Origin of the sequence: Exiguobacterium sp. UBA3968, from assembly GCF_002385115.1 — a bacterium.
Taxonomy (GTDB): domain Bacteria; phylum Bacillota; class Bacilli; order Exiguobacteriales; family Exiguobacteriaceae; genus Exiguobacterium_A.
On the sequence record NZ_DGCW01000005.1, the window covers coordinates 302,935 to 327,611 of the forward strand.

The following is a 24,677-nucleotide window of genomic DNA, read 5'->3' on the forward strand; positions in this document are numbered from 1 at the left end:
GTTCGCTTTTGTCATGAGGAAGATTGACTAGTGGCACTTTCACGATGGGCGAGCTGTTCACGAATATCACGTTCATTGCGTCGGAGGAACAATCCAATTCCAATCAAGAGTAAAGCAGCACCGGTGATTTGAATCCATGTTAACTTCTCATTAAACAGATAATACCCAAAGATCATGCCCCAAACCGCTTCGCCAAGGATCGTGATGCTGACGATGCTAGCGCTGACACGAGCGAGCGCCCAGTTGAATAAATTGTGACCGAGTAACGTTGGGAAGACGGCAAGAAGAATATACAGCCACCAGTCTTGTTGGAACGCAGCGACGAGATTCGTTGATTGAATCAATGATAACAAAAGCAAGACGAGCGACGCGACAGCGTAGACACCGAACGAATAGAGATTCGTCGAAACGCTTGTGCGGACGTGTTGACCGAGCAACCAGTAACCAGCGACTAAAATCGTTGCGAGCAAAGCAAGACCGTCCCCGATCAAGGCGCGCATGCCGACGGCGATATCTCCGTAAGCGACGAGACCGCCACCGAACAAGGCGACAGCGACGAACAGGAGTGCCTTGCGCGACGGGTGTTGTTTGAAAAATAACGCGTTACCGGCAAGGACAAAAATCGGACTTGCGGTCACGAAGAGCGTTGAGCTCGCAACTGTCGTATAATCAAGAGAGAGAAACCACAGCCAAAAATGCCCGGCGAGCAAAATGCCACTTAATAGCATATGCCGAATCGTCGACGAACTGAGTTGCAAAAGTTCCTTCAAGCGAATGAGTGGGAGCAACAATAAGGTCGAGAACAGCATGCGGTAAAAGGCGACAGCCTCGATCGGGGTCTCCGCCCATTTGACGAAGATTGCCGATGTTGAAATAAAGAATAAAGCCATGAATAACGTAAAATAGGGCATGGGTACCTCCACATGTCTGAAGTAAGGAAATGAGGGTGAAGCGTGTGCAATTGATCATTGCTGAAAAACCAAAACAAGCTGAAAAACTGGCAGCTCCGTATCCGTCAGTGAAGCGGGACGGCTACATCGAAATCAAACCGTGTGATCGGTTTCCACAAGGGGCAAAACTCGCCTACGCGGTCGGACATTTATGCGAACTGCAGGAGCCGGCGCATTATGACGCCAAATGGAAACGATGGAACTATGACCATTTGCCAATTATCCCGGAACGATTTGATTACCGACTGGCAAAAGGTAAAAGTAAACCGTACCAAGTCATCAAAAAATTATTGAATGAGCGGACGACGACTTCCATCATTATAGCATCGGATGCCGAGCGAGAGGGAGAGGCAATCGTCCGATTGATCTTACGTCTCGCGAACAACGCAAAACCACTGCAACGACTCTGGATTTCGAGTCTGACGCCGCAAGCCGTTGACCATGGGTTTGCGAATCTGCTTGATGGAAAGGAAACAGAGAACATCTTCCATGAGGCGATGAGTCGCGCTTGCGCCGATTGGCTGATCGGGATGAATGCGTCCCGTGCCTATACGACGTTACTGAAGAAGAAGGGCATCGCCGACGTCTTTTCCCTCGGACGAGTCCAGACACCGACGCTTGCACTGATCGTCGAACGGGAAAAACAGATCGAGGATTTCCGACCGGAGACATATTATGAAGTCGAGGCGGATTTTACGCGATACAAAGGAAAATATATCAATACGCAGAAACAGACGAAGCTGAGTGATCGGGAACAGGCACAAGCAATCGTGGATCGGACGAAAGGAATCGGAATCGTCGCCTCCATCGAGAAAAAACGGCAGACGGAACGACCGCCATTTTGGTTCAGTTTATCGCTCCTACAAACCGAAGCGAGCCGACGGTTTGGTCTCGGTGCGAAAGAAACACTCGATATTGCGCAAAAACTGTATATTCGTGGTTGGATCAGTTATCCGCGAACAGACTCGTCCTTCGTGACCAAAGAGGAAGCGGGACAGTTCCCAGTCATTCTTGATCGGTTATTAAAACAAGCGGAATATAGTCCAATCAAGGATGTCCTGACGAACAATCCGGCAAACGATAAACGCTACGTCAATCCGGCAAAGGTCAGCGACCACTATGCGATCATTCCCACAGAAGAGGCGGGTGCCGTCGCGAAGCTCTCTGGACGAGATGCGCAAGTCTACGATTTAATCGTTCGCCGTTTCCTTGCTGCCTTTGCACCGGACGCCGTCTCGGAGAAAACGGAAATCGTGACGACGCGTGAGATGGACCGTTTTTTGACACGCGGCAGTCGGACGATTGATCCGGGCTTTAAACAAGTCTTACAAATCGAATCAAAGGAAGTCGAATTGCCAGCCGTCGAACGAGGACAAGAGATGCCGATCAAAGGCTGTCGTCTGCTTGAGAAACAAACGGAGCCGCCGAAACGCTATACGGAAGGGACACTCATCCTCGGCATGAAAACAGCTGGTAAATTACTCGAAGATGAGCTGCAAGCGATTATGAAGGAAGTCGAGGGACTCGGGACGGAAGCGACCCGTGCCGGGATCATCGACGGACTAAAACGGCGGGAATACATCAAACTCGTCAAAAAAGAGATTCATCCGACGCCAAAAGGTCGGATCTTGATCGATGCCGTGACGGGGAGTATTCTTGCTTCGCCAGAGATGACAGCGAAGTGGGAGAGCCGTCTCGAGCAAATCGGTAAAGGGGAAGCGTCTGCCGCCCAGTTCATTGAACAGGCGAAGAAACTGTCGGAGCATCTCGTCGTTGATGCCAAGCAACGGATCGAACAACTCGCTGTTGATCCGACGCAAGTCAAGAGTAAGTCCCCGCGTGGTGCGACGAATCGTCCGGTCGGGCCATGCCCGCTGTGCCAATCAGCGGTTCTTGATCGTGGGAAGTTCTATGGTTGTAGTGGGTATCAAAAAAACAACTGCGGCTTTACGTTACCGAAAACGATCCTTGGTGCTCGATTGACACAAACGGAAGTCAAAAAGGTACTCGCTGGACAAAAAACGAAGCCACTCGAGATGAAGAAGAATGCCCGCCAGTTCAAGGCGATGCTTTATCTCGAACGCGATCAATTAAAATTTGAATTCACGAAAGGGGAAGACTGATGCAATACGAACTGATTCAAAATCAAACGTTTCGTCCTGTCTTTGAACGACTTTTACAGGAAGGGCACCGCTTAACGGTCTGGTTTCCGGATCATATTGAGGTGCAGTCAGCAGAAGGACTCGTCGAAGAAGCAGAAGAACTATTCGGTGTGACAGCAGAAGTCATCGATGATCCACAATCATTCGGCAAGCATATCCTCCTCCCATACTTGACGGAAGTCGAGCACCGGGAAGATGGATTCATCCGCTATGAAGCTGAACTGACGGAGGAGTTACGTCAACTCGTACGCGAATTGACGTTACCGATGTTGACAGAGGGTGACTTTGAGGTGTTGTATTCGTATCAAATCGAGACGGAGACGGAACGGTTCTTCGTTGAAGACTGGTTCCAAGCCGAATTACAAAAACTACCTAACTAGGTGAAACTTTCTTGAAGAGGATAACGTAGGATAAGTGATCGTTATTATTCTATTCATTTGGAGGGCTCATCATGTTCACAGTAGCATTCATGGAAAGCGAATTGGGAGGCGACGGCTTCTTCTCGGGCATGCCGATTTTCATGGTCGGATTTTTTGTTCTCATCATCGGGTTCATTCTGTTCGGAGTTATCTCTGCAGCCTCAAAGGGAATCTCAACGAATTCATTGACGCAACAACTGCGCGAGCATGCGGCGCGTCTCGTCAGTCCGAATGAATCGGATGCACTGAATTACGTCGCTTACTTAGAAACGTTGACAAGTTTTCCGGTCGAAAAGACGAACCTTGAACCGTTACGGATTGCGACCGGTATTTTAAGGCTCATTCAAGGAGCAGATCAGATTTCTGAAACGACTGAAAAACAAGTCTTAGCCCAGTATTTACGACTTGGCATTTTGGATGCGGATCATTTAGCGGATGAACAGCCAGTTCGGAGCCATAGTCACCACCATCATCATTGAAAAGAGTCCTGCTGGGCTCTTTTTTTGTTGGAAACGATTGAATCGTGACATCTAATTGTCATATACAACGATTTAGATTAAAGTTGTATGAAATTGAAATCTTTTTGAGCAGAATGCTGTGTATCGATTGAAAAAAGTTTACAATGAATGGACGGGAATACCTTTATTGCTGGAGAAAGATAAAGGGAAAGGAGTTGAATTCCTTTAATGAAAACATGGCTGAATCGAACGATTGGACGGCAAATCATGTCTGCGTTTTATGTGATTTTTCTGACACTGCTGCTAACGACAGGTGGTGTCTACCTATATACGAAACAACAGGTGGATGAATCACGCCAAGAATTAAAGATGTTAAACGAACATCGGACACGGGCGACCGATTTGTACGAATCATGGCAAAGCATGCAGTACGAGATGCGTGGCTTCGTCTTGCTTGGTGACGAAGAGATGTTAAAAGAAATCGAAGCAAAGAAAAATGGCATCAATCGACAAACGACATGGTTCGAGCGCAATGCACGCTTCAAAGAAGAACGGCAGTATGCAACGGACGCACGGGAACTCTATACAGCGTATACCCAACGCGTCATGCCGAGCCTCGTCAATTATGTCGCGGCGAAAAAAGACGGCAAAGTGACGGAACCGTTCTTGAAGATGCCGACGCTTGGAAAGGTCACGAAATCAAAACCACTCGATCCACAGCGGAAGTTCAACATCAAGACGAAGAGTGCGGCTGATATGAGTTCAAGTATCGTTGATATGGAGACGGTCTTCACAAAATATCGTAATTCCTTAAACGATCAAGAGATGGCGGCGCAAGAGCAGCTTGGTAAACAAGTCAACTCGTCGCAAATTCTCGGAGCCGTCAATATTGCAATCCTCTTATTGATTACTCTCGTTTTCGTCCGACCATTCGTCCGCCGCTTGACGCGTCAGTTGCGTCAGTTGAACCGGGAAAGTGGACGACTCGCTAAAGGTGAGGATGCGACACCGATCGTCATCACGAATCGTCAAGATGAGATTGGTGAGTTGACGACGACGTTCAACCAGATGGCAGCCGCCATTTCCGGGCAAAAACATCAACTCGTCGCAAGTAACGACGAACTACAAAGTCAACAGGAAGAATTAATTGCCCAGCAAGAAGAACTTCAATCGCAACAGGAAGAACTCGAAGAAGCACTCGACATCACGTTACGTAATGAGACCCATTTGCGTTATCGCAATGAGTTGACCGAGACACTTGCGTCTCGCGAAACGTTGACGGCGTATCCGGCGATCATCGAAAAATTGATTACGATCACCGATGCGGAGTTCGGAGCAATCGTCTTCCTAGAGCAAGACCGCTATACGGATCTCGTCTCTTACGGGATGACGGCAGCTCAGGAGCACCAGTTATTACATGCTTCGACGTCATTACTCGAACGCACACGTCAAAACAAGCGTGCTGTTCGCTCGACGAAACAAGTCGCGAGTCATCATCCGCTCCCATATCCGTACGCGATGTACGAAATCGTCGTACCGGTGATGGATCCAGCGACGAACACAATGATTGCAAGCATTTATCTCGTCCGTTACCGGGATGCCTTTACGGAAGAGCAGACGAACGAAATCTGGTCGTTCTCCCGTCAATTGGCACTCTCCTTGCTCCGGATGCGTGTCTTTGAAGAAGTCGAACGAGAACGGGAAAAGACGTCCAAACTTCTCCATTCGATTCGGGAAGCGGTCATCTATATCGAAGGAGAGACGATTTTTGCCAATAAACCATTGCTCGCTTTATTCCATCATCCGGCGCACGATCAAGTGGCGGAAGAAGGATTGATGACGCTCGACGTCAAAATCGAAGAGTTGGCAGTGCAAGTCGATCAACATGAGGCGTTCTTAACCTACATGGATCATGTCTGCAGTCAGGAAATTCCGACGGAGAGCTTGGCGTTGTCCTTGAACAAGGAAGAGCGATTCGTCACGCTGTATGCAGAGGAAATTCATTACGGTGGTTGTTTCCGCGGTACGATGCTCGTCTTACGTGACGTGACGGCAGAGACTGCGATCGACCGGATGAAATCGGAATTCGTCTCGACCGTCTCGCATGAGTTGCGGACACCGCTTGCCTCGATTTACGGCTATACGGAACTGATGCTCGCGCGCGACGTCCAGGAATCAAAACGTCAACGGTATCTCGAGACGATTCATGCGGAAACCGAACGGTTGACGAACCTCGTCAACGACTTCCTCGATGTCCAGCGCATGGAATCGAGTCAGCAGCAGTATGACTTCAAACCGCTTGATTTGACGAAAGTCATTCAGGAAACGGTCGAGTTCCATACGGCTTCGGCAAAAGATCACGAGCTAGTCCTTGATTTTGAAGAAACGACGACGGGGCGGATTCATGCTGATGAACAAAAAATGCGTCAGCTGTTCACGAACCTGATCAACAATGCAATCAAGTATTCACCGGATGGTGGTCAAATCACGATCACGATGCGTCAAGTCGAAGATCGTGTCCAGCTGAAGATTGAAGATGAGGGAATCGGCATTCCGCGTCACGCGTTACCACAACTGTTTAGTAAGTTTTACCGAGTCGATAATTCGGATAGTCGAAAAATCGGTGGTACCGGACTTGGTCTTGCGATTTGTCAGGAAATCGTTCGTTCGCACGAAGGAATGATTCATGTCGAATCAACGGAAGGTGTCGGGTCCGCGTTCATCGTCGAACTACCGATCGTCCAGTCCGTCGTACCGGTCACGGAATCGGCAGATGAATGTTAATGTCAAAAGCGTTCTTTGATTTTTTAATCAAAGGGCGTTTTTTTGTTGGTTTCATCTGCAAAACGGGAATTAACTACTACCAAATAGAAAGGAAGTGAGGAGATGCGGCGAAGCAGATGGCCTTGTTAAGTCCGACGATCACTCATTCTTTGGATCCTGATCGAAGCCAGTAGTTCGTTCATTCCAGCTTATGTGATTGAACGCTTTTACTGGGAAGACCGGGGAATGAGCATTGCCGACGTCGTCATCGCAGAAATCGTCTTTGCTTGGGTCATGTTGATTGGTGAGGTCCCGTTCGGTTTGTTATCCGACCGGTGGGGCAGAAAGACGTTCATTCTGGCTGGTTTCGTATGTGAGTGGTTATCGTTTACGGTGTTGCTTGAAGCCTACTCATTACCTGCTTTCCTCTTGGCGATGGTCCTTGCCGGCATCGGTGGCGCAGCACTTAGTGGAGCGCTTGAAGCCCACGTCTATGAAACGTTACGAATGCATAGGAGAGAAGAGCGATTCGAGACGGTCTGGCGAGTGATTTCAATCGGTGGTTTGTTGACGTCTGGACTTGCGGCACTCGTCGGGAGTTACGCCGTGCGATCGGTAGACTTGATTTGGCACTATCACGTGTCTTGGTGGGTTTTGCTCGGAACAGTACTCCTGACGTTTTTCTTAAAGGAAGCAGCGCGAGAACAAGACGGAGAGACGAGTTCGTTGAAGACATTGCTAATAGGACTCTCGTTTCGACGCGTCTACGTCCGAATTCTTTGTCTTGTCTTGTTATACGGGGCGACGATTGATTTCGTCGATGAGTTTTGGCAACTCTATCTACGGGATCAAACGATACCGATGGTCCATTTCGGATTCGTCTTCGTGTTATTCCAAATCATGCAGGCGATTGGTGCGTCCTTATCTCGGTTCCGATCGCCGGTCGGATGGGCGATGATCTATATCGTGTGTCTTGCCGGATTGTCGGTTGCCTCTCCGCTCGTCAGTATCGGTTTACTCGGTATGCTGTACTTGTGCTATGGTTGGGCTGAGCCTTATGTGACCACGGTTATCCAAGATGTTGCGCCGACAAATGGGCGCGCAACGTTTACGTCGCTGATCTCAGTCATTGAACGTTTAGCTGTGCTTGGAACCGGTACGCTGTTCGTCTTCGTCGAACGTGTCTTCTCGCTTCAGATGACCTATGCCGCGCTCGGACTCGTCTCACTTATGTTGCTTCTGTTGTATAGTGTGACGCGCACGCGTCAGAACTGAATCAAAAAAAGGACAAAGGTGCATTGACCTTTGTCCTTTTGACTGTCATTTATTACGACACGTGTCGTTGCTCCTGAGAGGAATGTGCCAATAGCTGGCGAGCCGGTTGCCACATCAACAAGGAGAGGGCTCCTGCGAGCGCATAGACAAGCTCGATCGCAAACACATCGGCAAGCCATCCGAACAATAGACTGCCGAGGCAGAAACAGAGTGCATAAACGGTTTGTTGCACGCTATAGACATACGGTAACCGTTCGAGTGGTGTCGTCTTTTGCAACAACGTATTCAGCTCAATCGCCCGGACTTGACTCGCAAACCCTTGGATCAGACAAGCGATCACGGCAAGTGTGACGATTGGAGCGAAAGCAAACAAGAAGGTCGCAACAATCGAAAAGCCGATGCTGCGATAAAGCAACGAACGCGTTCCACGATGACGTAACATCATGTAACTACCGGCGATCATGCTCAGCAGATAGAAGGCATTTAGAATGCCCCACCAGCGTTCCGATAGCTGGAAATGTGTATCGATGTAGACGAGGAACAGAGCAGAAATCCAAGCCGTACTGACGAACGCATCGATTCCGACGAGATACGTGTTGGCTTTCGCGAATGGATGCGCTCGCGTGTAGCGAATACTCGACCGGAAGGAAACGTCTTCCCCTTCCATCGAAGGGTCGGGTAGAGAGCGGACGCTTCGATAGAACAGATAGCTGATGAGACTCGCACCTAAAAACAGACCGGCCGAGACGGACAAGACGGAAAGCGGCGATAACAGGCTGACCAGAATGGCGCCGAGCGGCCACATGATGAGCTGAATCACTTGATTCGAACCTTGTACGAGACTGTTAGCCTTTTGGACATCCTGACACAGTCGAGGGATGAAGGCACTTTCGATCGGACGAGCAAATCCGTCGAAGAAAGCGATACATCCAACGAGTGCGAGGATAAGTGGCAGTGGTAAATCAAGTCCCCAGATGATGCCTAAGAGAATCGTCTTGAGGAGTTGACTGCCGAACAACAACGAGGCATGGGGAACACGTTGAGCGACTTGGGCGAATAAGAAGCCGCTTCCTGTCATGCCTGCTGTGACGAGAACAGGAAACAGGGCAGCGAGACTCGCTTGCCCTGTCGTTTGATAGATCATCGCGATCAGGGAGACGATATAGAGCGCATCTCCCGCATTCGCAATCCATTGACTGACCAATAAAAGCGTAAACCGGTTCATTCTGAATGACCTCCATATCGTACGTATTTAATTAGGAGTGAGAATTCAGAATGACTTACATTGGACGCCCTCATTTCGTGTTTTTTTCTAGTGTAAGAGGAAAAAAATGGATTGTCAATCAGAATCGTGACGGGAGTTCCGGGCAACGAGTGTAAAGGGATCAACCATCGATGTCGCGGCAGCTTCGTCTTGAGCACGAGATGCCGATAGCTTGATTGGTTTTAGTTGCTGGCGGAAGCGGAAAGCCCGTTCGAGTCGACTCATAAATAGATTGCTGAAAAAGACGACTAATGCTAGTCCAATCAGTGGAACGAGGAACATATGGTTGAGCCACGACGTCGCCGAAAACTGATTGTAGTAATAGCCAAACATCGATGACCATTCAAAGATCGTTGGAGCAGTTCCTACATGTAAATTAACTGTTCCGGCAAAGAAAATATCAAAGAGCGATAAGTGGACGAGTAACATCAACGTTTGGATGAACTGTTGCATAAAAACGATTGTCAACGTTGGAACAAGATGTGGCCAAATATGGCGTCTGAACCGATGCCACGGACTGCCACCAAGCGTCTGGGCGACAATCATGAACTCTTGACTAAGTAACTGGCGGGTCTCTGCAATCAGATAAAGCGATAAAGAGGGGAGACCAAGCAAAATCAAGACAATCAATTCAAACGATACACGATCAAAAAGTGGTGGGATAGCAGTCGAATCAAAGAACGTAAGTGATGGAAGCAAAATGAGCAACGCGACAAGAGAGAGCGGTAAAACTAAAAATCCATCAAAAACAAGTTTTAAGTATCGATTGACGCGAGCACTTCGGAAAGCTAGCGGAATTGCGATGACCAGTGAAAGAAACATTCGACCGAGCGCAACAATCATACAAATACCGGCTGTCCATTTAAATCCTTCAATCATCAATTGAAAGAGGTCATAGCCAGAGCGGTCTGTACCGAGCCATTGATCACTTGACGGTTTTAGTGGTGACGTCGCAAGGAACGTACCGTCTTCAGCATACCGGTTCGAGATTTGATCGACTTGACCATCACGAAAGATCGTATTTCCAAAACTAAGGAGCAGTAAACCAGTGAGTAAAAATAAACATAGCCAGAAGACAGGATCTCGCATCAAAGTACGACGCATCAAATCCCCCCTTTCCAGGCGTTAGGAATAAGCCATTCTGCCAACAAATCAATGATGAAAATCGGCAAATAGATTAAGAACAAGATGACCATCAAAATCGGCATTTGTCCATTATAAAAGACGAACCGGAACATACCTTGCACTTCGAACGTGTATTCAATGATCACGAGACTCGATAATACCGTAATGATGTTCGCTCGGAAAAACAGATAAAACCGATAGATCATTGTCGGAATCAAATGTTTCCAGAAAAGAGCGGCAGGACGAATGCCTTTAGCCCGTGCGAGTTCAAGGAAAGGAGCAGCTTCCTGTTCGAGTACTTGCGTCGTTAACCATTTGATGAAGAAGAATAGTGTTGTCAACGTTAGCGTAAGAATCGGTAAAAAACGAATGTACTCAGCATAGGATCCCGCAATTTCGATTTTGTCATACCCGGTCGTTTTAAACAGATAGAGGACAAGGAATTGCGAAAGAATGATCCAGAACAGATCCGGAACCATCTCAAGCGTCCGAGTCGTTTGTTTCAGCATCATGCGTGTTTTGCGACCACTCCGATAAAACAAATAAGCATAAAAAATCGCACACACAGCGGAGACCAGCATAGCTGTCGTAAAGATGATCAACGTCTCTTTAATGAATGGACTGATGGTAGGAAGCAACAAGAATTCCTTTTGAGCGGTTACGTTGAAATAGGTAATCTCATCAAGTTTCGTTAATTGAGCAAATTGTTGCTTCAGACCTTCCCAGTAGCTTACTGGGTTGAATTTCATTTGCGCGACAAGCCCCGGAAGGGCGCTGATCGCAATCAAGACAAAAAATGCCACGATAAGCTGAATTGATTTTCGGGCGATAAACACCATGAGGCGAAAAACTCCTTTCTTTGGATCCTCAGCCGATGGCGAGGATCCGGTCATTGCCAATTTGGATCAACTGACTGTTCATATGTTTCCGGCGCAGTACATAGCGTTCGAACTGTTGTGTCGCGATGAACGAATCACGCGTCGAGACCGTCGAAAGGGTCATCAGGACATGTTTTAATTGCGGTTGTCCTTCTTGTAACGAGAGATGTGTCATCCGGTTTGCTCCGTCGAGTCGATTCAAGAACAGTTCAATCTTACAGCCCTCCTTGATTAATTCACTGATCAGGAATGCCGCTTGTTCGATGAACGTCTCAAATTGTTGGTGGAGTCCGTAACCGCTCGGGGCAGATAAGTTCAAGGCAATCGTAAACGTATCTTGATTGCTCGTTTCGAATACTTTTGCCTGCAAGCGACCGGTCTTCGCCGTCGCATACCAATCGATCTCTTTTGACGGTTCCGCCGTATAGGGTTTTGCACCGAGTTGAACCAGTTTGTTCTTGAGCGGTGAGTAACGGTCCGGTCGATCACCGATCCGTAAACGCTGTAAAAGAAGCGGCGTCGCTTGCGCCGTCAAGGACGGTAAGACTGTAAACGACGGATATGTATCGAACGTAAAGAGATAAACGCCCATCTTCCAGGGCAGGCGAATCGTCAAGATGATCTCATCGAACTCGGCTGGTCCGCGGCGAACCGTCTGAATCGGGATCGTCACTCCGTCTTCAGAGTCAATCACTGCATGAAACGTCGCTGGATGTAGTGGGTCCATCTCCGGGAAAATGACTCCGCCATCCGTGTGCAAACGAAGTGTCGCTTCGAGTCCGAGTTGACTCAAGGATTCGAAGCCGAAGACTTGTAGATGGAGCGATGTCTGTTCTTGGTTGAACATCAACGCTTCATAATGCTTCCATTCGATTGCCACGTCCCGTCGGAGCTGTTTTTCTGTTCGACCGACGACGAAATGAATCGTCGCCAAGGCGGCGAACAGAAAACCGAGGATCGACAGACGTGGAATGAAGAGGAAGATGAACGTCATCGCGACGTACAGTGGAAAGAGTCGGCGTTCAAGCCAAAACGGGACGGAACGTTCAATCTGCATGATTCGTCACCCCATCTCGACCGGAACCGGCACGTCGTCCAGAATATGCGTCAAGACAGCCGCTTTCGTCGTCTTGATTCCACCTTCAAGTGTCAGTGTCAGGCGATGAGACAGGACGTGTTTTGCAAGATATTTGATATCTTCCGGGATGATGAAGTCGCGTTGATTCAAGAATGCGTAGCTTTGCGAGGCGCGAAGTAATGCAATCGCTCCACGCGGACTAACGCCGACTTCAATGAGTTCATGGTTTCGTGTCGCTTGGACGATATGGAGCAAGTAATCGAGCACGTCTTGTGATGCATGGACGCGGCGTGCCTCTTCCTGCCAGGAAATCAAGTCACCGCCTGACGCGATGCCGACAGCTGACCGACGGACGTTCGTCAGAATCTCAGACAATAAGCGCCGTTCGTTCTCGAAATCCGGATAACCGACTTCAATTGCGACCATGAACCGGTCGAGTTGGGCGTCCGGTAATGGGAACGTTCCTGCTGACTCGATTGGGTTTTGTGTCGCAATGACGAAGAACGGGGCGGGCATCTGATAGGTCGTTCCACCGATCGAGACTTGACGTTCTTCCATCGCTTCGAGCAATGCCGATTGTGTCCGCGGAACAGCACGGTTGATCTCATCAATCAAGACGACGTTCGCGAACAATGGACCGCGTTTATTCTCGAACTCCTGTGTCTTTAAGTTGAAGAAATCCGAACCGATGACATCTGATGGGAGAAGATCCGCCGTAAACTGAATCCGCGAGAAGGCACTTTCAAAGCTCTGAGCGAGCGCTTTGGCGAGCATCGTTTTCCCTGTTCCCGGTACATCTTCTAATAGAATATGTCCTTCTGCGATGAGTGCCGTCAGACAAAGATCGATGACGTCCGGTTTACCGAGATAGATGGAATTGAGTTGATCTTTTAATTGTTGTAGTTTCATAGGAAATCCCTCCAAGGTCAAATGGTTGAGTAGCGTGCTAGTTGTTGTTCGAAGCGTAGAATCTCATCGTCCGTGACGATCGTTTCCGACATGTCACCGTAGCGGATATTCCGATACAACTGAAAATCGACAGGGACCTCAATTCGACGTAACCAGTCTTCAAGCGTTTCGTTCGGACGACGTTGCTGACTGCGCGGTAAGTGTTGCTCAAAACGGATGACGAGATCACGGACACGTGAAGACGAATACGATGCATACAGATAAGATGATTTTCTTAAAGAAGCAGGATGAAAGATTGATTGAGCGAATGGAACGTCATCCATTACGTCTCCTGTAGACCTGCGCCGTTTTTTCACGCGACGCGACTGAACGAGTTTCCAGACCATGAAACTAAATAAGCTGATTAAAATGACATATTGTAGATAAGAAAAAGGGGAGTCAGAGGCATCCGCTTTAAGGGATTTCCAGAGCTCTTTTGGACCAGGTCGTGGATCGATCGGTTCAAAAGGCATCTTGCCTTTTGTGTTAGTAGGTGAGTGACCGTTTTTAAAACTAATTTCGCCATTCGCTTCAGTTTCTGCAATCGAAGGCTTTTTAAAAGGATCCGGCATGATGTAATGCGTGTAAATATACGTCGCGGTAGTTTGAAACAAGAACAGACTAATTAGAATGACACCAAGCGACATGATAAAGCGTTGCCGTAACACAAGCGATCCTCCTTCCTGTTTTTAAGGAAAAAATATCCATATGTACTTAGGAAGATTTTAGCATACACGCTTAACAAATAAAAACAATTTTCTGAAAATAAAGACAAGGTGAGACGATTCATTTTCAAGTGGTAAGGGTATGATTGAATCAGTGGATCTTGAAAGAGAAAGGATGTTTCGTATGAAACTGATTATTTTTGGAGCGACTGGTCAAACTGGACAAGAACTGGTCAAACAGGCGATTGATCACGGGCATGAGGTCACAGCATTTGTCCGCAGTCCAGAAAAACTGACACTACATGACGAACGGTTACGAGTCTTAAAGGGCGACGTGCTCGATCAAGAAGCGGTAACAGCTGCTATTGCCGGGCAAGAGGCTGTCCTGACGGCTCTTGGCACAGAGAGTCTTGCATACAGTGGCTTTTTAGAACGGAGTCTCGTCCGGATCGTGACAGCGATGAAAAAGCAGGGCGTAGACCGAATTGGTTATGTCGCGTCTGCCGGTGTTGATGATGAATTACCGGGTGTACAAGGGATGCTCGCTCAGCGGATTCTGAAAAATCCACTGAAGGATCACCGCCAAGCGATCGCGCTTTTGCAACAAGCGGATTTGAACTATACGGTGGCCCGACCACTCCGTTTACTGAACGGTCCGTTGACGGGGCTTTATCGTCAAGCAGATACAGGTGTTCCGGAAGATGCAAAACAAATCAATCGCGCAGATGTGGCGCATTTCCTCTTACAAGCAATCGAGACAGAAGATCATATCAAATCGAGTGTCGGTCTCGCTGAATGAAGAAGAAAGGTCTCTCCCGTCATACGGAAAAGACCTTTTTGAATGCTTATTGTTGACGATAGACGGAGACCGAACCACCATTGACGAAGAATTGACCGTAGCCATCTTGGTTGATCGTGACCGATGCCGTGTTGTTTCCAGTGATATCCGTCCAGACTTCTCCTTTGTTCTGAAGGCCGACGTACATCCATTTGCTACCGCCAGGGCCGTCTGAGAGGATTGTTGCAAGACCGGATTTTGCCCGATCCGAGACACCTTCCCGTGTCCAACCGATGATGTCTTGGTTATCGAGGTAATCATTTTGTTTCCCGAACGCGAAGTCCTTCCGTGCTTTGAGTAACGGATCAATCTTCGAAGCGAGTGCTGGAATTTCGCGATTCGACGTACCTTTTGTACCATAGTAGTCACCATAGAAGACCGACGGATACCCTTGTTCACGTGTCAGGATCATCGCGTAGGCGAGTGGTTTGAACCATGATTGAACCGTTGATTCAAGCGATTGTCCAGGTTGCGAGTCATGGTTTTCAACGAGTGTCACGGCTTGGACTGGATTACTCTTGACGAGTGTACCGTCAAAGATCGTCCGCATGTCGTAGTATCCGCCACCTTTACTTGCTTGCTCGAATTTATAATGAAGCGGGGCATCAAAGACGGATTGTTGGTAATTCGTCCGGCTTAAGTAGTTTTGTAACGTTCCAAGATCGTTCTGCCAGTACTCGGCGACTGTGAATAGCGGTTTGCCCGTCGTCTGACGAACGTTCGCGAGCCAGTCCGCTAAGTAACCATGTTTGATATGCTTGACGGCATCGAGACGGAACCCATCAAGACCAAGTTCGTTGACGTACCATTTGCCCCAGTTCTTCATTTCTTGCTGAACTTCTGGATGATCGAAGTCAAGATCCGCATACATCAAGTAATCGTAGTTACCATTTTCAGTTGAGACATCCGTATCCCATGCTTTACCGGTACCGCGGAACTTATAGATGGCGCTTTTTGAACGCGATTGATCCCAGTCCGTGCCGTCGAAGTGGTACCATTTCCACTTGAAGTTCGAGTAGAGGTTATTTCGTGCTGCAAAATTGAAGCCCGTCCATGCCTGGATTTGATAATCGCCAGAGACTTCCTGATTACGGTTACCCGGATTGACTTCGACTGCCGTGACGGCTTCCGTGAAATCGGCGCCACCTTTATGGTTCATGACGACATCCCCGTACACATCGATTCCAGCGGTATGCAGTTGTCCGATCGCTGTTTTTAATTGCGTTTTTGTTCCGTATTTCGTGCGGACTGTTCCTTTTTGGTTGAACTCACCTAAATCGTATAGATCGTAGGCACCGTAGCCGACATCGCTTTGTGAAGTTCCTTTGTAGGCAGGTGGAATCCAGACTGATGTAATACCGAGCTGATCCAGTTTCGTCGCGTCACTTCCGAGACGATTCCAATGGTTACCGTCATTTGGTACATACCATTCGAAGTACTGCATCATCGTACCATTGTCAGCTGTTGCACCTACTGCAATCGGTTGCGCAAGTGGCGCTAAAAATGCAGCTGAAGCGACGGTTGCTAAAATCCATCCTTTTTGTTTCACGAAAAGACCTCCTCATGATTTATGAAAACGCTTGCATTATTTATTATAGTGAAGCCTTAGAGGAAAGGAATATCGTCCCGGATTCTTATTTGTCAGTCTCTTTCGTTCGTGACTTTTGACCCTAGAATATTTCTTTCGAAGAATTATTTTGATGCAATTGATGTCTTGGACGAAAAAAATCAGGACCATCTAACCGTTGTCTTTCGATAAAGAATCTGAACGACGACTCATCTTCAAAAAAGCAGGTCTATCGTCCATCTTCCACCATGAATGGATTCGATGTGAAAATGAGCGTGTAACATCCGTTTTCATACATACCAATCGAGGGGGAACACGCATGAACTGGAAGTCAAAGGTCACAGGTGCACTTGCCGCAACACTTGCGCTCGGGTCAATCGTCTTTACACCGGTCACTGCAAAAACAGTCGATCCAAAACAAGTAGCGGCAGGTCCGCAGATGGTTACATCTCAATCGACGATCGATGCGTACTATCTACCGGCAGCAGGAAAGACAGGGGCAGCGTTGAAGGCATCGCTGCACGATATCATCGACAACCATACACAAGTGTCATACGACACAGTATGGACAGCACTGAAAGAAACGGATCAAGATCCAAACAATGCGAACAACGTTATCGAGTTATACACGGGGAAATCGATTGCGAAAAGTAGCAATGGTGGAAATGTCGGTCAATGGAACCGGGAACACGTCTGGGCAAAGTCGCACGGTGACTTTGGTACGACGAACGGACCGGGAACAGACTTGCATCATTTGCGTCCGGAAGATGTCGTCGTCAACAGTGCACGTGGGAATCTTGATTTCGACAATGGCGGTACGAAATATAGTGGATGCGATTGCTACCGTGATGGCGATTCGTGGGAACCACCGAACCGAGTCAAAGGTGACATCGCGCGGATGATCTTCTACATGGCAGTTCGTTACGAAGGTGGCGGAGAAATCGATCTCGAAGCCTCAGAAAACGTCAACAATGGAACGAACCCATTACATGGAAAATTATCGACGCTGAAAGCATGGAATAAGCTTGATCCAGTCGATAGCTTCGAAATGCGTCGTAACGACGTCATCTTCGAGAAGTGGCAAAAAAACCGGAATCCATTCATTGATCATCCGGAATACGTGACATCAATTTGGGGAAATTGATGACGAGTCAATCAATAGGAAAATGCGATGTTCTCGATTCAGAGAAGATCGCATTTTTTTGGAGGTAAAGCCCGTCAGGTTGAAACTTTTTGCAAGCATCATTCGTACAGCATACCGTAACCCATTTTTTAGCAGAAAGGTCGTACGGTATGATTAAACGCACGTTCAACAAACGAAATATCAAATGGATGGTTGGTGGAGGACTCGTCGCTTGTGTCGCCTTCTGGTACAGTGTCGGGATTTTCGTCAACAGAGGAGAACGACCACTTGCGGATGGGTCGTCGCCGTATGTCATCGTTCTTGGCGCAGGTGTCAAAGGGGAGAAACCGTCGCAAATCTTACATAATCGGATTCAGGCGGCAGCCGCATATGGGAAACAACACCCGAATGTCCGCTTCATCTTGAGTGGTGGACAAGGACCGGATGAGGATATCTCGGAAGCAGAAGCGATGCGACGCGGAATGGTGGCGTCTGGCATTGAAGCGGAGCGACTGGTTCTTGAGTCCAGTTCGACATCGACGACGGAAAATCTACAGTATTCAAAAGACTTATTACCAAAGAATGTCCGACGTGTCTCAATTGTCACGTCAGATTTTCATCTGTACCGCGCTCGAAAAGAGGCGAAACAACTGGGGTTACTGACGGACGCGATTCCGGCAGAGACACCCCTTTCAGGTGTCCTTCGTTTCGGGATGCGTGAACGCGTCGCGATTCTTGTTCAATTCCTACGTTAAAAAACCCCGACGTGTTGAACACATCGGGGAGAATGAAGAAGTACACCAAACGATTAGATGCCTTCACCTTTATTTTTTTCCTCAGAAGATTGAGCATCATTTGCTTGTTGATTAGAAGCATCGTGCTCAGCAGGTGGTTCTTCTTTGCCAAGTGCGACATCTTTCGCTTCGACGACTTTATTGCTGATAGAACTCAGGTCACCTTTTGTCTCATTGACTGTATCTTTCACAGTCGAAGCATCAGACTTCACTGTTTCAAGTTCTGTGTTCACTTTGTCATAGACGTTTTGAACGTCAGACGCCACTTCTTGGATGATACTTGAAGCACTCTTTACCTGATTGATAACTTGCGACGCTTTGCCCGACGGATCTTCCTTGATGGAAGACGCGAGTGTCGAGACGGAATCCTTCGCACCACGTAAGCTTTGTTTCGTGTTTTGACGGGACGAAGAACTAAGTAGCGTCAATAGTCCGCCGACAAGGGCACCGATTAACATCCCTGTGACAAGATTAACTTGACGACCTGATGATTCCTCCTGATCAAACTGACGATTCGGATGTTCTGCGTGCGTTGCGTGTGGATCATGTTGAAGATTCGGTTCCATAATAAACACTCCCTTGAGATAGTATTTAACCATGATATGGATATACCCTTGTGAGCAAATCAAAAACATCTAAAAAAAACATGTATTTGAAATGAATTTAAAAAGACCATCGTGATATGATGGTCTTAGAGGTTCATTTGTTGGATGAATCATCATCATTTTCGTGACGAAGTTTTCGGTTGATTTCATCATAATCGATTTCGATATCGTCCTTGTTGCCCTTATAGCCATATCCTTTTGAAATGACAATGATCGAGGCGACCAAGACGAATACGATGATGAGAATGGAGACGACATATAGCCACATAGTCCACTCCTCCTTTCATTCACTTTCTAGTATGACGGAAAAAGCAGCATCCGTCTAAACGAAATTGTAGGTTGTGTGCTAAACTGATTTCAGATAAACATGTTAAATAGAACGAGGTGACGACGGATGAGTATTTTGGTCGTAGATGACGAATTAACAAATTTAATGCTCTTAGAGCGATTGTTAGAAAATGAAGGATATGACGTCGTCAAAGCCATGAGTGGAGAAGAAGCAATCGAATTGATGGAGGATCCATTGTTCATTGAGCAATTAGATGTCGTCCTGCTCGACGTTGAGATGCCGGGAATCAGCGGAATCGAGGCAACACGTTTGATCCGAAAACGGTTTGGTCTTGATGAACTACCAATCCTGATCGTCTCGGGTCGATCAAACGAAGAAGATATCGTTGATGGATTGAATGCAGGGGCATCTGATTACACGACGAAACCGATTCGAAAAACGGAATTGCTCGCACGAGTTCGTAATGCGATCGGTCTGAAGCAAGCAATCGATGCACGAAAACGATATGAAAAAGTGCTACAAGAAGACTTTGATTTGGCGCAAAAACTGCAACAGAGTGTGCTTAGTGCCAATATCGAAGACGATGAGATCCGCATCATGGCGACCTATATCCCGTCTAAGAAACTAGCGGGAGACATGTATGCCTGGTATCGCATCTCTCAGAATAAATACGGCATCATCTTATTTGACGTCATGGGACACGGTGTCTCCTCTGCATTGATTACGATGGGGATGAGTTCAATCTTGTTTGAACTCGTGCACCGGATTGGTGATCCGGCTCAAGTGCTTGAAGAATTGAATCAACAGATGAGTCGACTGTTTCCGGGAGACGAGACAGAAATCTATTTCACGGCTGTCTACCTTTATATCGACTTAGATGAAATGAAACTCAGCTATGCGAACGCGGGGCATCCACCTGGTTTGTTACGTATGAACGATCAAATCATTCCGCTTGAGAATACGGGACTTCCTGTTGGTATGTTCGAAGACTCGACGTATTCGAGCAAGACGATCGACATCGTCTCACCAGGATGTGTCTATCTCTATACGGACGGTTTCATGGAACTCTACAGTAAAGGTATCGATGAAGGAATTCACGCCATCCAAAATCTGATTGAACAACAAGGACCGAACATCCATCAGCTGATTCAACCGGATCAGAGCGATGAAGCGGATGATCTTTGTCTCGTGACAGTCGAAATCAATTAACATGTAAATGAAGAAGACTCAGCGACAGAAACACCGTCACTGAGTCTTTTTTGAGTCATACAAGTCTTACGCTTACTTGAACTAGAAGAACCTTCTCCGCCATAAGATGAATGCAGCAAGACCAGAGAAGAAGATCATCATGCCGAAGACGATCCAAAAACCGATGACTTCTCCTTCCCAAGGGACATGGACGTTCATTCCGAACATCCCTGATATCATCGTCGGAATCGAGATGACGATCGTAATCGAGGCGAGGAACTTCATGACGAAGTTGACATTGTTCGAGATGACGGAACCAAATGTATCCATCGTCGAACTGATGATGTCTTTATAGATTTGTGCCATTTCCATTGCTTGCCGGTGTTCGACGAAGACATCTTCGAGTAAGTCTTCATCGTCTTCGTGTTTCTCAAGACTCGGTGTCTTGATGATTCGGTCGAGGACACCATCGTTCGATTTCAAGGATGTCATGAAATAGACCAATGATTTCTGAAGGTTCATGAGTTGAAAGATTTCTTGATTTCGCATCGAACGTTGTAATTCTTCCTCGAGTTCATCCATCCGTCGATCGATTTGGCGTAGGAAACGGAGATACGAGGAACTGACTTTATAGAGAATCTGAAATACGAAGCGCGATCGATAATTCGTCCGGAATCCTCGCAACTTACCACTCGAGAATAACGTCAGGACATCGAGCTGTTGCGAACAAACGGTGATGAAATGACGGGATGTCACGATGATACCGAGCGGAATCGTATTATAACGGCGTCCTGATGATTCTTCTTCGATGTAGGGAACGTCGACGATCATCAGTAGGCCTTCTTCATCTTTTTCAAAACGTGGTTTTTCTTCCACGTCCAAAGGGTCATAAATGAAATCCTCTGGAATATTCGTAGCAGCGATGACTTGGTCGGCTTCATCCTTGGTCGGATTGACAAGATGGATCCAGGAACCTTTCGTAAACTCCTGTATCTCGTTGACTGCCCCAGTGACATCGCTTCGATAAATCGTCAACATATTGTCTATCCCTCCTGCTCTTCACTGTCTCATTATAGAAATAGAAACGATGGCGTGTAAATGATTCTCCGATTTTTTTTTACGAAGATTAGTGATAAGATGAAAACAGAGGAGGGGAAGACATGCCTTTTTTTAATGCTAAGAAGCTCGAAGAACTTCAATCGATCGCGGGTGGGGATCACGCGTTCCTTCAAAAAATTGGAGAAACGTATATCGCGCAGTTCGATCGAAAGTTTCCTGAACTGAAAGATGCCGTCGCTAAACAAGATGCTGAGCAAACTGAAAAGCTCGCTCACTTGCTAAAAGGTGCTTCCTATTCCGTTGCCGCTGATGATTTAGCCGATGATTTCGAACTGCTTGAAAAAGAAGCAGAATCCGGTTCCATGACCGGTACGCAAGAAATCGTCGATCGGATTGAAGACAGCATGGTTGAATTCCGGGTCATCTGGCTCGATGTGTTTACTGGAAAAAATCTTGACGTACTGCGTTGAGGAATCGAATAGATTAAAAAAGCCGACATCTCGTCGGCTTTTTTTCTTTTTTTTTATAAGACGTATGAATCAACCGTTTCGATCAATCGACCGATTTCCGGTTTCGTGATTTGTGCATTGACACCAACGGACTCGCCTTTATGGCGTAAATCGTCGGAAATCAAGGAGGAGAAGACGATGATCGGCAATTCCGCATAACGATCATCTTCACGGAGTCGTTTCGTCAAGTGTAGTCCATCCATCTTCGGCATCTCGATATCGGTGATCAGGAGGTCACAGTTGCTTCCGTTCTCAAACGCATCAAAAGCTTCCTTACCATTGATGAACCACTTCAGTCCGTGGTAACCGGCTTCCTCGAGTGTTTCGATGATCAACGTCCGGAGCATTTCCGAGTCTTCGGCAATCCAGATGATTTTATCGGACCGGTCACGGGACTGGACGCGACGTCCTTCTTCGCGGGCGAAGATATCCTTGCGTGAGAGCTCAAGGGCAATTTTTTCATAGTCGAGCAGGATGATCATCTTGTCTCCCGTTTTGACGACACCATTCGTTAACCCTTCGATGCCACGAGCGAGTTCGTTTGGTGTATCGATCTGTTCCCATGAGATACGACGGATTTCCGTCACGGAATCGACACGCAGGACGCTCTTTTCCCCATTGAATTCACAGATGATCAGTCGATCCTCGGTTGCTTCGTCGTGGGGAACACCGATGACTGTAGGCAAATCGATCACCGTCATGACTTCGCCGCGGAGTTCGATCAATCCTTTGACAGCATCCGGTGTACCCGGAAGTGGTGTCATCGGGAGCGGAACGATGATTTCCCGAACCTTCATGACGTTGATACCGAACGTATACGGACCACAATGGAAGATGACGATCTCGAGTTCGTTCGTGCCGGCTTCTAATAAAATATCGTGCTGATTGTACATATGGTTGTGCCCCTTTCCATTACCTTCACTTCACTTCTGACTAGTTATCGGCATGCTACGTTAAAAATTCTAGTTCTGAATCGACAAAAAAAGTGTTGTAATCGCTTTCATAATATGTTAAGCAAAAAGTTTGGCATTTGTCAGACCAATTGATTACAATAAGCTATGCAGCCACACACTGAAATGAGAGAGATAAAAATAAATGGAGGTAGAGTGGAATGACTACAGCAACAACCTACACGTTTTTACTAGATGGAAAATGGCATGAAAGTGAATCAAAAGAGACGATTGAAATCTCTTCACCATATAAAGAGGATCTTGTCGGTCGTGTTCAAGCGATGACAAAACCAGAAGTCGATCGTGCCATCGCTTCAGCGAAAGCGGCACAAGCAGAGTGGGCAAAACAACCAGCGAACAAACGGGCTGAACTGCTTCACGCTTGGGCAACGGAACTCGAGAAACGTGCGGACGAAATCGGTGAAGTCATCATGCGCGAAGTCGGTAAAGGGCGTGCAGATGGCGTCAAAGAAGTCAAACGGACAGCTGAAATCATTCGCTACACTGCGGAAGAAGGTCTCCGTTTCGACGGTCAGATGATGCAAGGGGATTCGTTCCCAGGCGGTAGCGCGAAAAAAATCGCGGTCATCAAAAAAGCGCCACTCGGTGTCGTGCTTGCCATCTCACCGTTCAACTACCCAGTTAACTTGGCAGCAGCGAAACTCGCACCTGCACTCATGACAGGGAACGCCGTCGTCTTTAAACCGGCAACACAAGGTTCAATCAGCGGTATCTTAATGGTCGAGGCACTCGTCGCAGCAGGCCTTCCAGCTGGACTCGTCAACATCGTCACAGGTCGTGGATCAGTCATCGGTGATTACTTGACAGCTCATCCGGGAATCAACATGATCACATTCACAGGTGGTACAGGAACAGGACAACATTTATCACGTCAATCGGCAATGATTCCACTTGTCCTTGAACTCGGTGGAAAAGACCCAGCACTCGTTCTTGAGGATGCGAACCTGTCACTTGCAGCAGATCACATCATCAGTGGTGCATTCTCTTACTCAGGTCAACGTTGTACAGCAATCAAACGTGTCTTCGTTCTCGATCACCAAGCGGATGCGCTTATTGAAGAACTTAAGACTCGAATTGCAAAATTGACAGTCGGTTCACCTGAACAAGAAAGTGTCGTCGTACCGCTTATCGATACGAAATCAGCGGACTTCGTCGAAGGCTTGATCACGGACGCAACAGACAAGGGCGCAACGCTCGTCACAGGTGGCGGACGTACAGCGAACTTGATCGAACCAACACTTCTTGACAACGTGACACGTGACATGCGCGTTGCTTGGGAAGAGCCGTTCGGACCAGTTCTTCCAATTATTCGTGTTAACTCGGTCGACGAAATGATCGCATACTCGAACGAATCAGAATACGGTCTTCAAGCAAGTGTCTTCACGGAAAACATCGATGCTGCGTTTGCGGTAGCGGACGCGCTTGAAACAGGTTCTGTTCAAATCAATGGACGTACGGAACGTGGTCCTGACCACTTCCCATTCATCGGTGTTAAATCATCGGGTCTTGGTGTTCAAGGTGTCGGACGTAGCTTAGCTTCGATGACACGCGACAAATTAACAGTCCTCAACTTAAAATAAGTTTTTGACCGACCTTTCAATCTGCGGAAAGGTCGGTTTTTTGTGCATCCATTTCTTATACTCTAGCGTAAGCTAGACAACAAATATCATCCGTTGACGCACAAAGTTTGGCGCTATAGCTTCATTCTCTCTATAATGAAAGAAAATGGACGAGAGAAAAGAGGCGTGT

The 24,677-nt window shown here is 47.4% G+C and carries 23 protein-coding genes; 11 read left to right on the plus strand and 12 right to left on the minus strand.

From position 1 onward, the window contains the following. Nucleotides 1-11: 11 nt before the first annotated feature. Nucleotides 12-911 carry a DMT family transporter gene (locus B3S86_RS03210; RefSeq protein ID WP_290749055.1) on the minus strand — a complete coding sequence of 300 codons (900 nt, stop codon included), beginning with the start codon at nucleotides 909-911 and terminating at the stop codon, nucleotides 12-14. 44 nt (nucleotides 912-955) lie between these two features. Between B3S86_RS03210 and B3S86_RS03215 the strand changes: the two genes are divergently transcribed. From B3S86_RS03215 to B3S86_RS03235, 5 genes are all read left to right on the plus strand, one after another. Then, the gene (locus B3S86_RS03215) at nucleotides 956-3,073 is read left to right on the plus strand and encodes a type IA DNA topoisomerase (RefSeq protein WP_290749058.1); all 2,118 of its coding nucleotides are present in this window, start codon (nucleotides 956-958) and stop codon (nucleotides 3,071-3,073) included. After that, entirely contained in the window at nucleotides 3,073-3,492 is a 420-nt protein-coding gene (locus B3S86_RS03220; protein ID WP_035408994.1) for a hypothetical protein, read from the plus strand. Before B3S86_RS03215 ends, B3S86_RS03220 begins: the two co-directional genes overlap by 1 nt. A 71-nt stretch (nucleotides 3,493-3,563) precedes the next feature. Continuing rightward, nucleotides 3,564-4,010 (plus strand): hypothetical protein, encoded by a 447-nt coding sequence (locus tag B3S86_RS03225; RefSeq protein WP_290749063.1) that lies wholly within the window; start codon nucleotides 3,564-3,566, stop codon nucleotides 4,008-4,010. 207 nt (nucleotides 4,011-4,217) lie between these two features. Continuing rightward, nucleotides 4,218-6,773 (plus strand): sensor histidine kinase, encoded by a 2,556-nt coding sequence (locus B3S86_RS03230; protein WP_290749066.1) that lies wholly within the window; start codon nucleotides 4,218-4,220, stop codon nucleotides 6,771-6,773. Between the two features lie 180 nt (nucleotides 6,774-6,953). Next, nucleotides 6,954-8,027, plus strand: a complete 1,074-nt coding sequence (locus B3S86_RS03235) for an MFS transporter (protein ID WP_349677887.1) — start codon at nucleotides 6,954-6,956, stop codon at nucleotides 8,025-8,027. Nucleotides 8,028-8,079: 52 nt separating this feature from the next. Here B3S86_RS03235 and B3S86_RS03240 read toward each other — a convergent pair whose 3' ends face one another. The 6 genes from B3S86_RS03240 to B3S86_RS03265 form a co-directional block, all read right to left on the minus strand. Continuing rightward, nucleotides 8,080-9,252, minus strand: a complete 1,173-nt coding sequence (locus B3S86_RS03240) for an MFS transporter (RefSeq protein ID WP_290749070.1) — start codon at nucleotides 9,250-9,252, stop codon at nucleotides 8,080-8,082. A 114-nt stretch (nucleotides 9,253-9,366) separates the two neighbouring features. After that, a complete protein-coding gene (locus B3S86_RS03245; protein WP_290749073.1) occupies nucleotides 9,367-10,395 on the minus strand; it encodes an ABC transporter permease subunit in 1,029 nt (342 codons plus the stop codon). Next, nucleotides 10,395-11,255, minus strand: a complete 861-nt coding sequence (locus tag B3S86_RS03250; protein WP_290749075.1) for an ABC transporter permease subunit — start codon at nucleotides 11,253-11,255, stop codon at nucleotides 10,395-10,397. Before B3S86_RS03250 ends, B3S86_RS03245 begins: the two co-directional genes overlap by 1 nt. 28 nt (nucleotides 11,256-11,283) lie before the next feature. Continuing rightward, nucleotides 11,284-12,351 (minus strand): DUF58 domain-containing protein, encoded by a 1,068-nt coding sequence (locus B3S86_RS03255; protein ID WP_290749078.1) that lies wholly within the window; start codon nucleotides 12,349-12,351, stop codon nucleotides 11,284-11,286. Between the two features lie 6 nt (nucleotides 12,352-12,357). Next, a complete protein-coding gene (locus B3S86_RS03260; RefSeq protein WP_029341157.1) occupies nucleotides 12,358-13,281 on the minus strand; it encodes an AAA family ATPase in 924 nt (307 codons plus the stop codon). 17 nt (nucleotides 13,282-13,298) lie between these two features. Next, a complete protein-coding gene (locus B3S86_RS03265) occupies nucleotides 13,299-13,988 on the minus strand; it encodes a hypothetical protein (protein ID WP_290749081.1) in 690 nt (229 codons plus the stop codon). A 181-nt stretch (nucleotides 13,989-14,169) separates the two neighbouring features. Between B3S86_RS03265 and B3S86_RS03270 the strand changes: the two genes are divergently transcribed. Beyond that, nucleotides 14,170-14,784: an NAD(P)-dependent oxidoreductase gene (locus B3S86_RS03270; RefSeq protein WP_290749083.1), complete on the plus strand. Its 615-nt coding sequence runs from the start codon at nucleotides 14,170-14,172 to the stop codon at nucleotides 14,782-14,784. 46 nt (nucleotides 14,785-14,830) lie between these two features. Here B3S86_RS03270 and amyS read toward each other — a convergent pair whose 3' ends face one another. Then, entirely contained in the window at nucleotides 14,831-16,354 is a 1,524-nt protein-coding gene (amyS, locus tag B3S86_RS03275) for an alpha-amylase (protein ID WP_414651175.1), read from the minus strand. 355 nt (nucleotides 16,355-16,709) lie between these two features. On the opposite strand from amyS, the gene B3S86_RS03280 reads away from it, so the two are divergent. After that, nucleotides 16,710-17,534 (plus strand): endonuclease I family protein, encoded by an 825-nt coding sequence (locus B3S86_RS03280; protein ID WP_290749088.1) that lies wholly within the window; start codon nucleotides 16,710-16,712, stop codon nucleotides 17,532-17,534. A gap of 149 nt (nucleotides 17,535-17,683) precedes the next feature. Continuing rightward, nucleotides 17,684-18,268, plus strand: coding sequence for a YdcF family protein (locus B3S86_RS03285; protein ID WP_290749091.1), 585 nt, complete (start codon nucleotides 17,684-17,686; stop codon nucleotides 18,266-18,268). Nucleotides 18,269-18,321: 53 nt separating this feature from the next. On the opposite strand, the gene B3S86_RS03290 is transcribed toward B3S86_RS03285, so the two are convergent. Continuing rightward, the gene (locus tag B3S86_RS03290; RefSeq protein ID WP_290749095.1) at nucleotides 18,322-18,873 is read right to left on the minus strand and encodes a hypothetical protein; all 552 of its coding nucleotides are present in this window, start codon (nucleotides 18,871-18,873) and stop codon (nucleotides 18,322-18,324) included. 133 nt (nucleotides 18,874-19,006) lie between these two features. Next, nucleotides 19,007-19,180 (minus strand): YtzI protein, encoded by a 174-nt coding sequence (gene ytzI, locus B3S86_RS03295; RefSeq protein ID WP_023467656.1) that lies wholly within the window; start codon nucleotides 19,178-19,180, stop codon nucleotides 19,007-19,009. Between the two features lie 126 nt (nucleotides 19,181-19,306). Here ytzI and B3S86_RS03300 point away from each other — a divergent pair, with 126 nt between their 5' ends. Beyond that, nucleotides 19,307-20,410 (plus strand): PP2C family protein-serine/threonine phosphatase, encoded by a 1,104-nt coding sequence (locus B3S86_RS03300; protein ID WP_035408959.1) that lies wholly within the window; start codon nucleotides 19,307-19,309, stop codon nucleotides 20,408-20,410. An 81-nt stretch (nucleotides 20,411-20,491) separates the two neighbouring features. Here B3S86_RS03300 and B3S86_RS03305 read toward each other — a convergent pair whose 3' ends face one another. Then, nucleotides 20,492-21,427, minus strand: a complete 936-nt coding sequence (locus tag B3S86_RS03305; RefSeq protein WP_023467658.1) for a magnesium transporter CorA family protein — start codon at nucleotides 21,425-21,427, stop codon at nucleotides 20,492-20,494. Between the two features lie 122 nt (nucleotides 21,428-21,549). Between B3S86_RS03305 and B3S86_RS03310 the strand changes: the two genes are divergently transcribed. Next, nucleotides 21,550-21,918, plus strand: coding sequence for an Hpt domain-containing protein (locus tag B3S86_RS03310; protein ID WP_035408957.1), 369 nt, complete (start codon nucleotides 21,550-21,552; stop codon nucleotides 21,916-21,918). Between the two features lie 53 nt (nucleotides 21,919-21,971). On the opposite strand, the gene B3S86_RS03315 is transcribed toward B3S86_RS03310, so the two are convergent. After that, nucleotides 21,972-22,850 (minus strand): chemotaxis protein CheV, encoded by an 879-nt coding sequence (locus B3S86_RS03315; protein ID WP_035408954.1) that lies wholly within the window; start codon nucleotides 22,848-22,850, stop codon nucleotides 21,972-21,974. 218 nt (nucleotides 22,851-23,068) lie between these two features. Between B3S86_RS03315 and B3S86_RS03320 the strand changes: the two genes are divergently transcribed. Continuing rightward, on the plus strand, nucleotides 23,069-24,508 hold the full coding sequence (locus B3S86_RS03320) for an NADP-dependent glyceraldehyde-3-phosphate dehydrogenase (protein ID WP_035408951.1): 1,440 nt from the start codon (nucleotides 23,069-23,071) through the stop codon (nucleotides 24,506-24,508). The last annotated feature ends 169 nt before the right edge of the window (nucleotides 24,509-24,677 follow it).

What these genes read in the sequence shown, in the direction of transcription:
- B3S86_RS03210 (WP_290749055.1), bottom strand. Translation starts at nt 911, where the DNA reads ATGCCCTATTTTACGTTATTCATGGCTTTATTCTTTATTTCAACATCG.
- B3S86_RS03220 (WP_035408994.1), top strand. Translation starts at nt 3,073, where the DNA reads ATGCAATACGAACTGATTCAAAATCAAACGTTTCGTCCTGTCTTTGAA.
- B3S86_RS03225 (WP_290749063.1), top strand. Translation starts at nt 3,564, where the DNA reads ATGTTCACAGTAGCATTCATGGAAAGCGAATTGGGAGGCGACGGCTTC.
- B3S86_RS03230 (WP_290749066.1), top strand. Translation starts at nt 4,218, where the DNA reads ATGAAAACATGGCTGAATCGAACGATTGGACGGCAAATCATGTCTGCG.
- B3S86_RS03240 (WP_290749070.1), bottom strand. Translation starts at nt 9,252, where the DNA reads ATGAACCGGTTTACGCTTTTATTGGTCAGTCAATGGATTGCGAATGCG.
- B3S86_RS03245 (WP_290749073.1), bottom strand. Translation starts at nt 10,395, where the DNA reads ATGCGTCGTACTTTGATGCGAGATCCTGTCTTCTGGCTATGTTTATTT.
- B3S86_RS03250 (WP_290749075.1), bottom strand. Translation starts at nt 11,255, where the DNA reads ATGGTGTTTATCGCCCGAAAATCAATTCAGCTTATCGTGGCATTTTTT.
- B3S86_RS03255 (WP_290749078.1), bottom strand. Translation starts at nt 12,351, where the DNA reads ATGCAGATTGAACGTTCCGTCCCGTTTTGGCTTGAACGCCGACTCTTT.
- B3S86_RS03260 (WP_029341157.1), bottom strand. Translation starts at nt 13,281, where the DNA reads ATGAAACTACAACAATTAAAAGATCAACTCAATTCCATCTATCTCGGT.
- B3S86_RS03270 (WP_290749083.1), top strand. Translation starts at nt 14,170, where the DNA reads ATGAAACTGATTATTTTTGGAGCGACTGGTCAAACTGGACAAGAACTG.
- B3S86_RS03280 (WP_290749088.1), top strand. Translation starts at nt 16,710, where the DNA reads ATGAACTGGAAGTCAAAGGTCACAGGTGCACTTGCCGCAACACTTGCG.
- B3S86_RS03285 (WP_290749091.1), top strand. Translation starts at nt 17,684, where the DNA reads ATGATTAAACGCACGTTCAACAAACGAAATATCAAATGGATGGTTGGT.
- B3S86_RS03290 (WP_290749095.1), bottom strand. Translation starts at nt 18,873, where the DNA reads ATGGAACCGAATCTTCAACATGATCCACACGCAACGCACGCAGAACAT.
- ytzI (WP_023467656.1), bottom strand. Translation starts at nt 19,180, where the DNA reads ATGTGGCTATATGTCGTCTCCATTCTCATCATCGTATTCGTCTTGGTC.
- B3S86_RS03300 (WP_035408959.1), top strand. Translation starts at nt 19,307, where the DNA reads ATGAGTATTTTGGTCGTAGATGACGAATTAACAAATTTAATGCTCTTA.
- B3S86_RS03305 (WP_023467658.1), bottom strand. Translation starts at nt 21,427, where the DNA reads ATGTTGACGATTTATCGAAGCGATGTCACTGGGGCAGTCAACGAGATA.
- B3S86_RS03310 (WP_035408957.1), top strand. Translation starts at nt 21,550, where the DNA reads ATGCCTTTTTTTAATGCTAAGAAGCTCGAAGAACTTCAATCGATCGCG.
- B3S86_RS03315 (WP_035408954.1), bottom strand. Translation starts at nt 22,850, where the DNA reads ATGTACAATCAGCACGATATTTTATTAGAAGCCGGCACGAACGAACTC.
- B3S86_RS03320 (WP_035408951.1), top strand. Translation starts at nt 23,069, where the DNA reads ATGACTACAGCAACAACCTACACGTTTTTACTAGATGGAAAATGGCAT.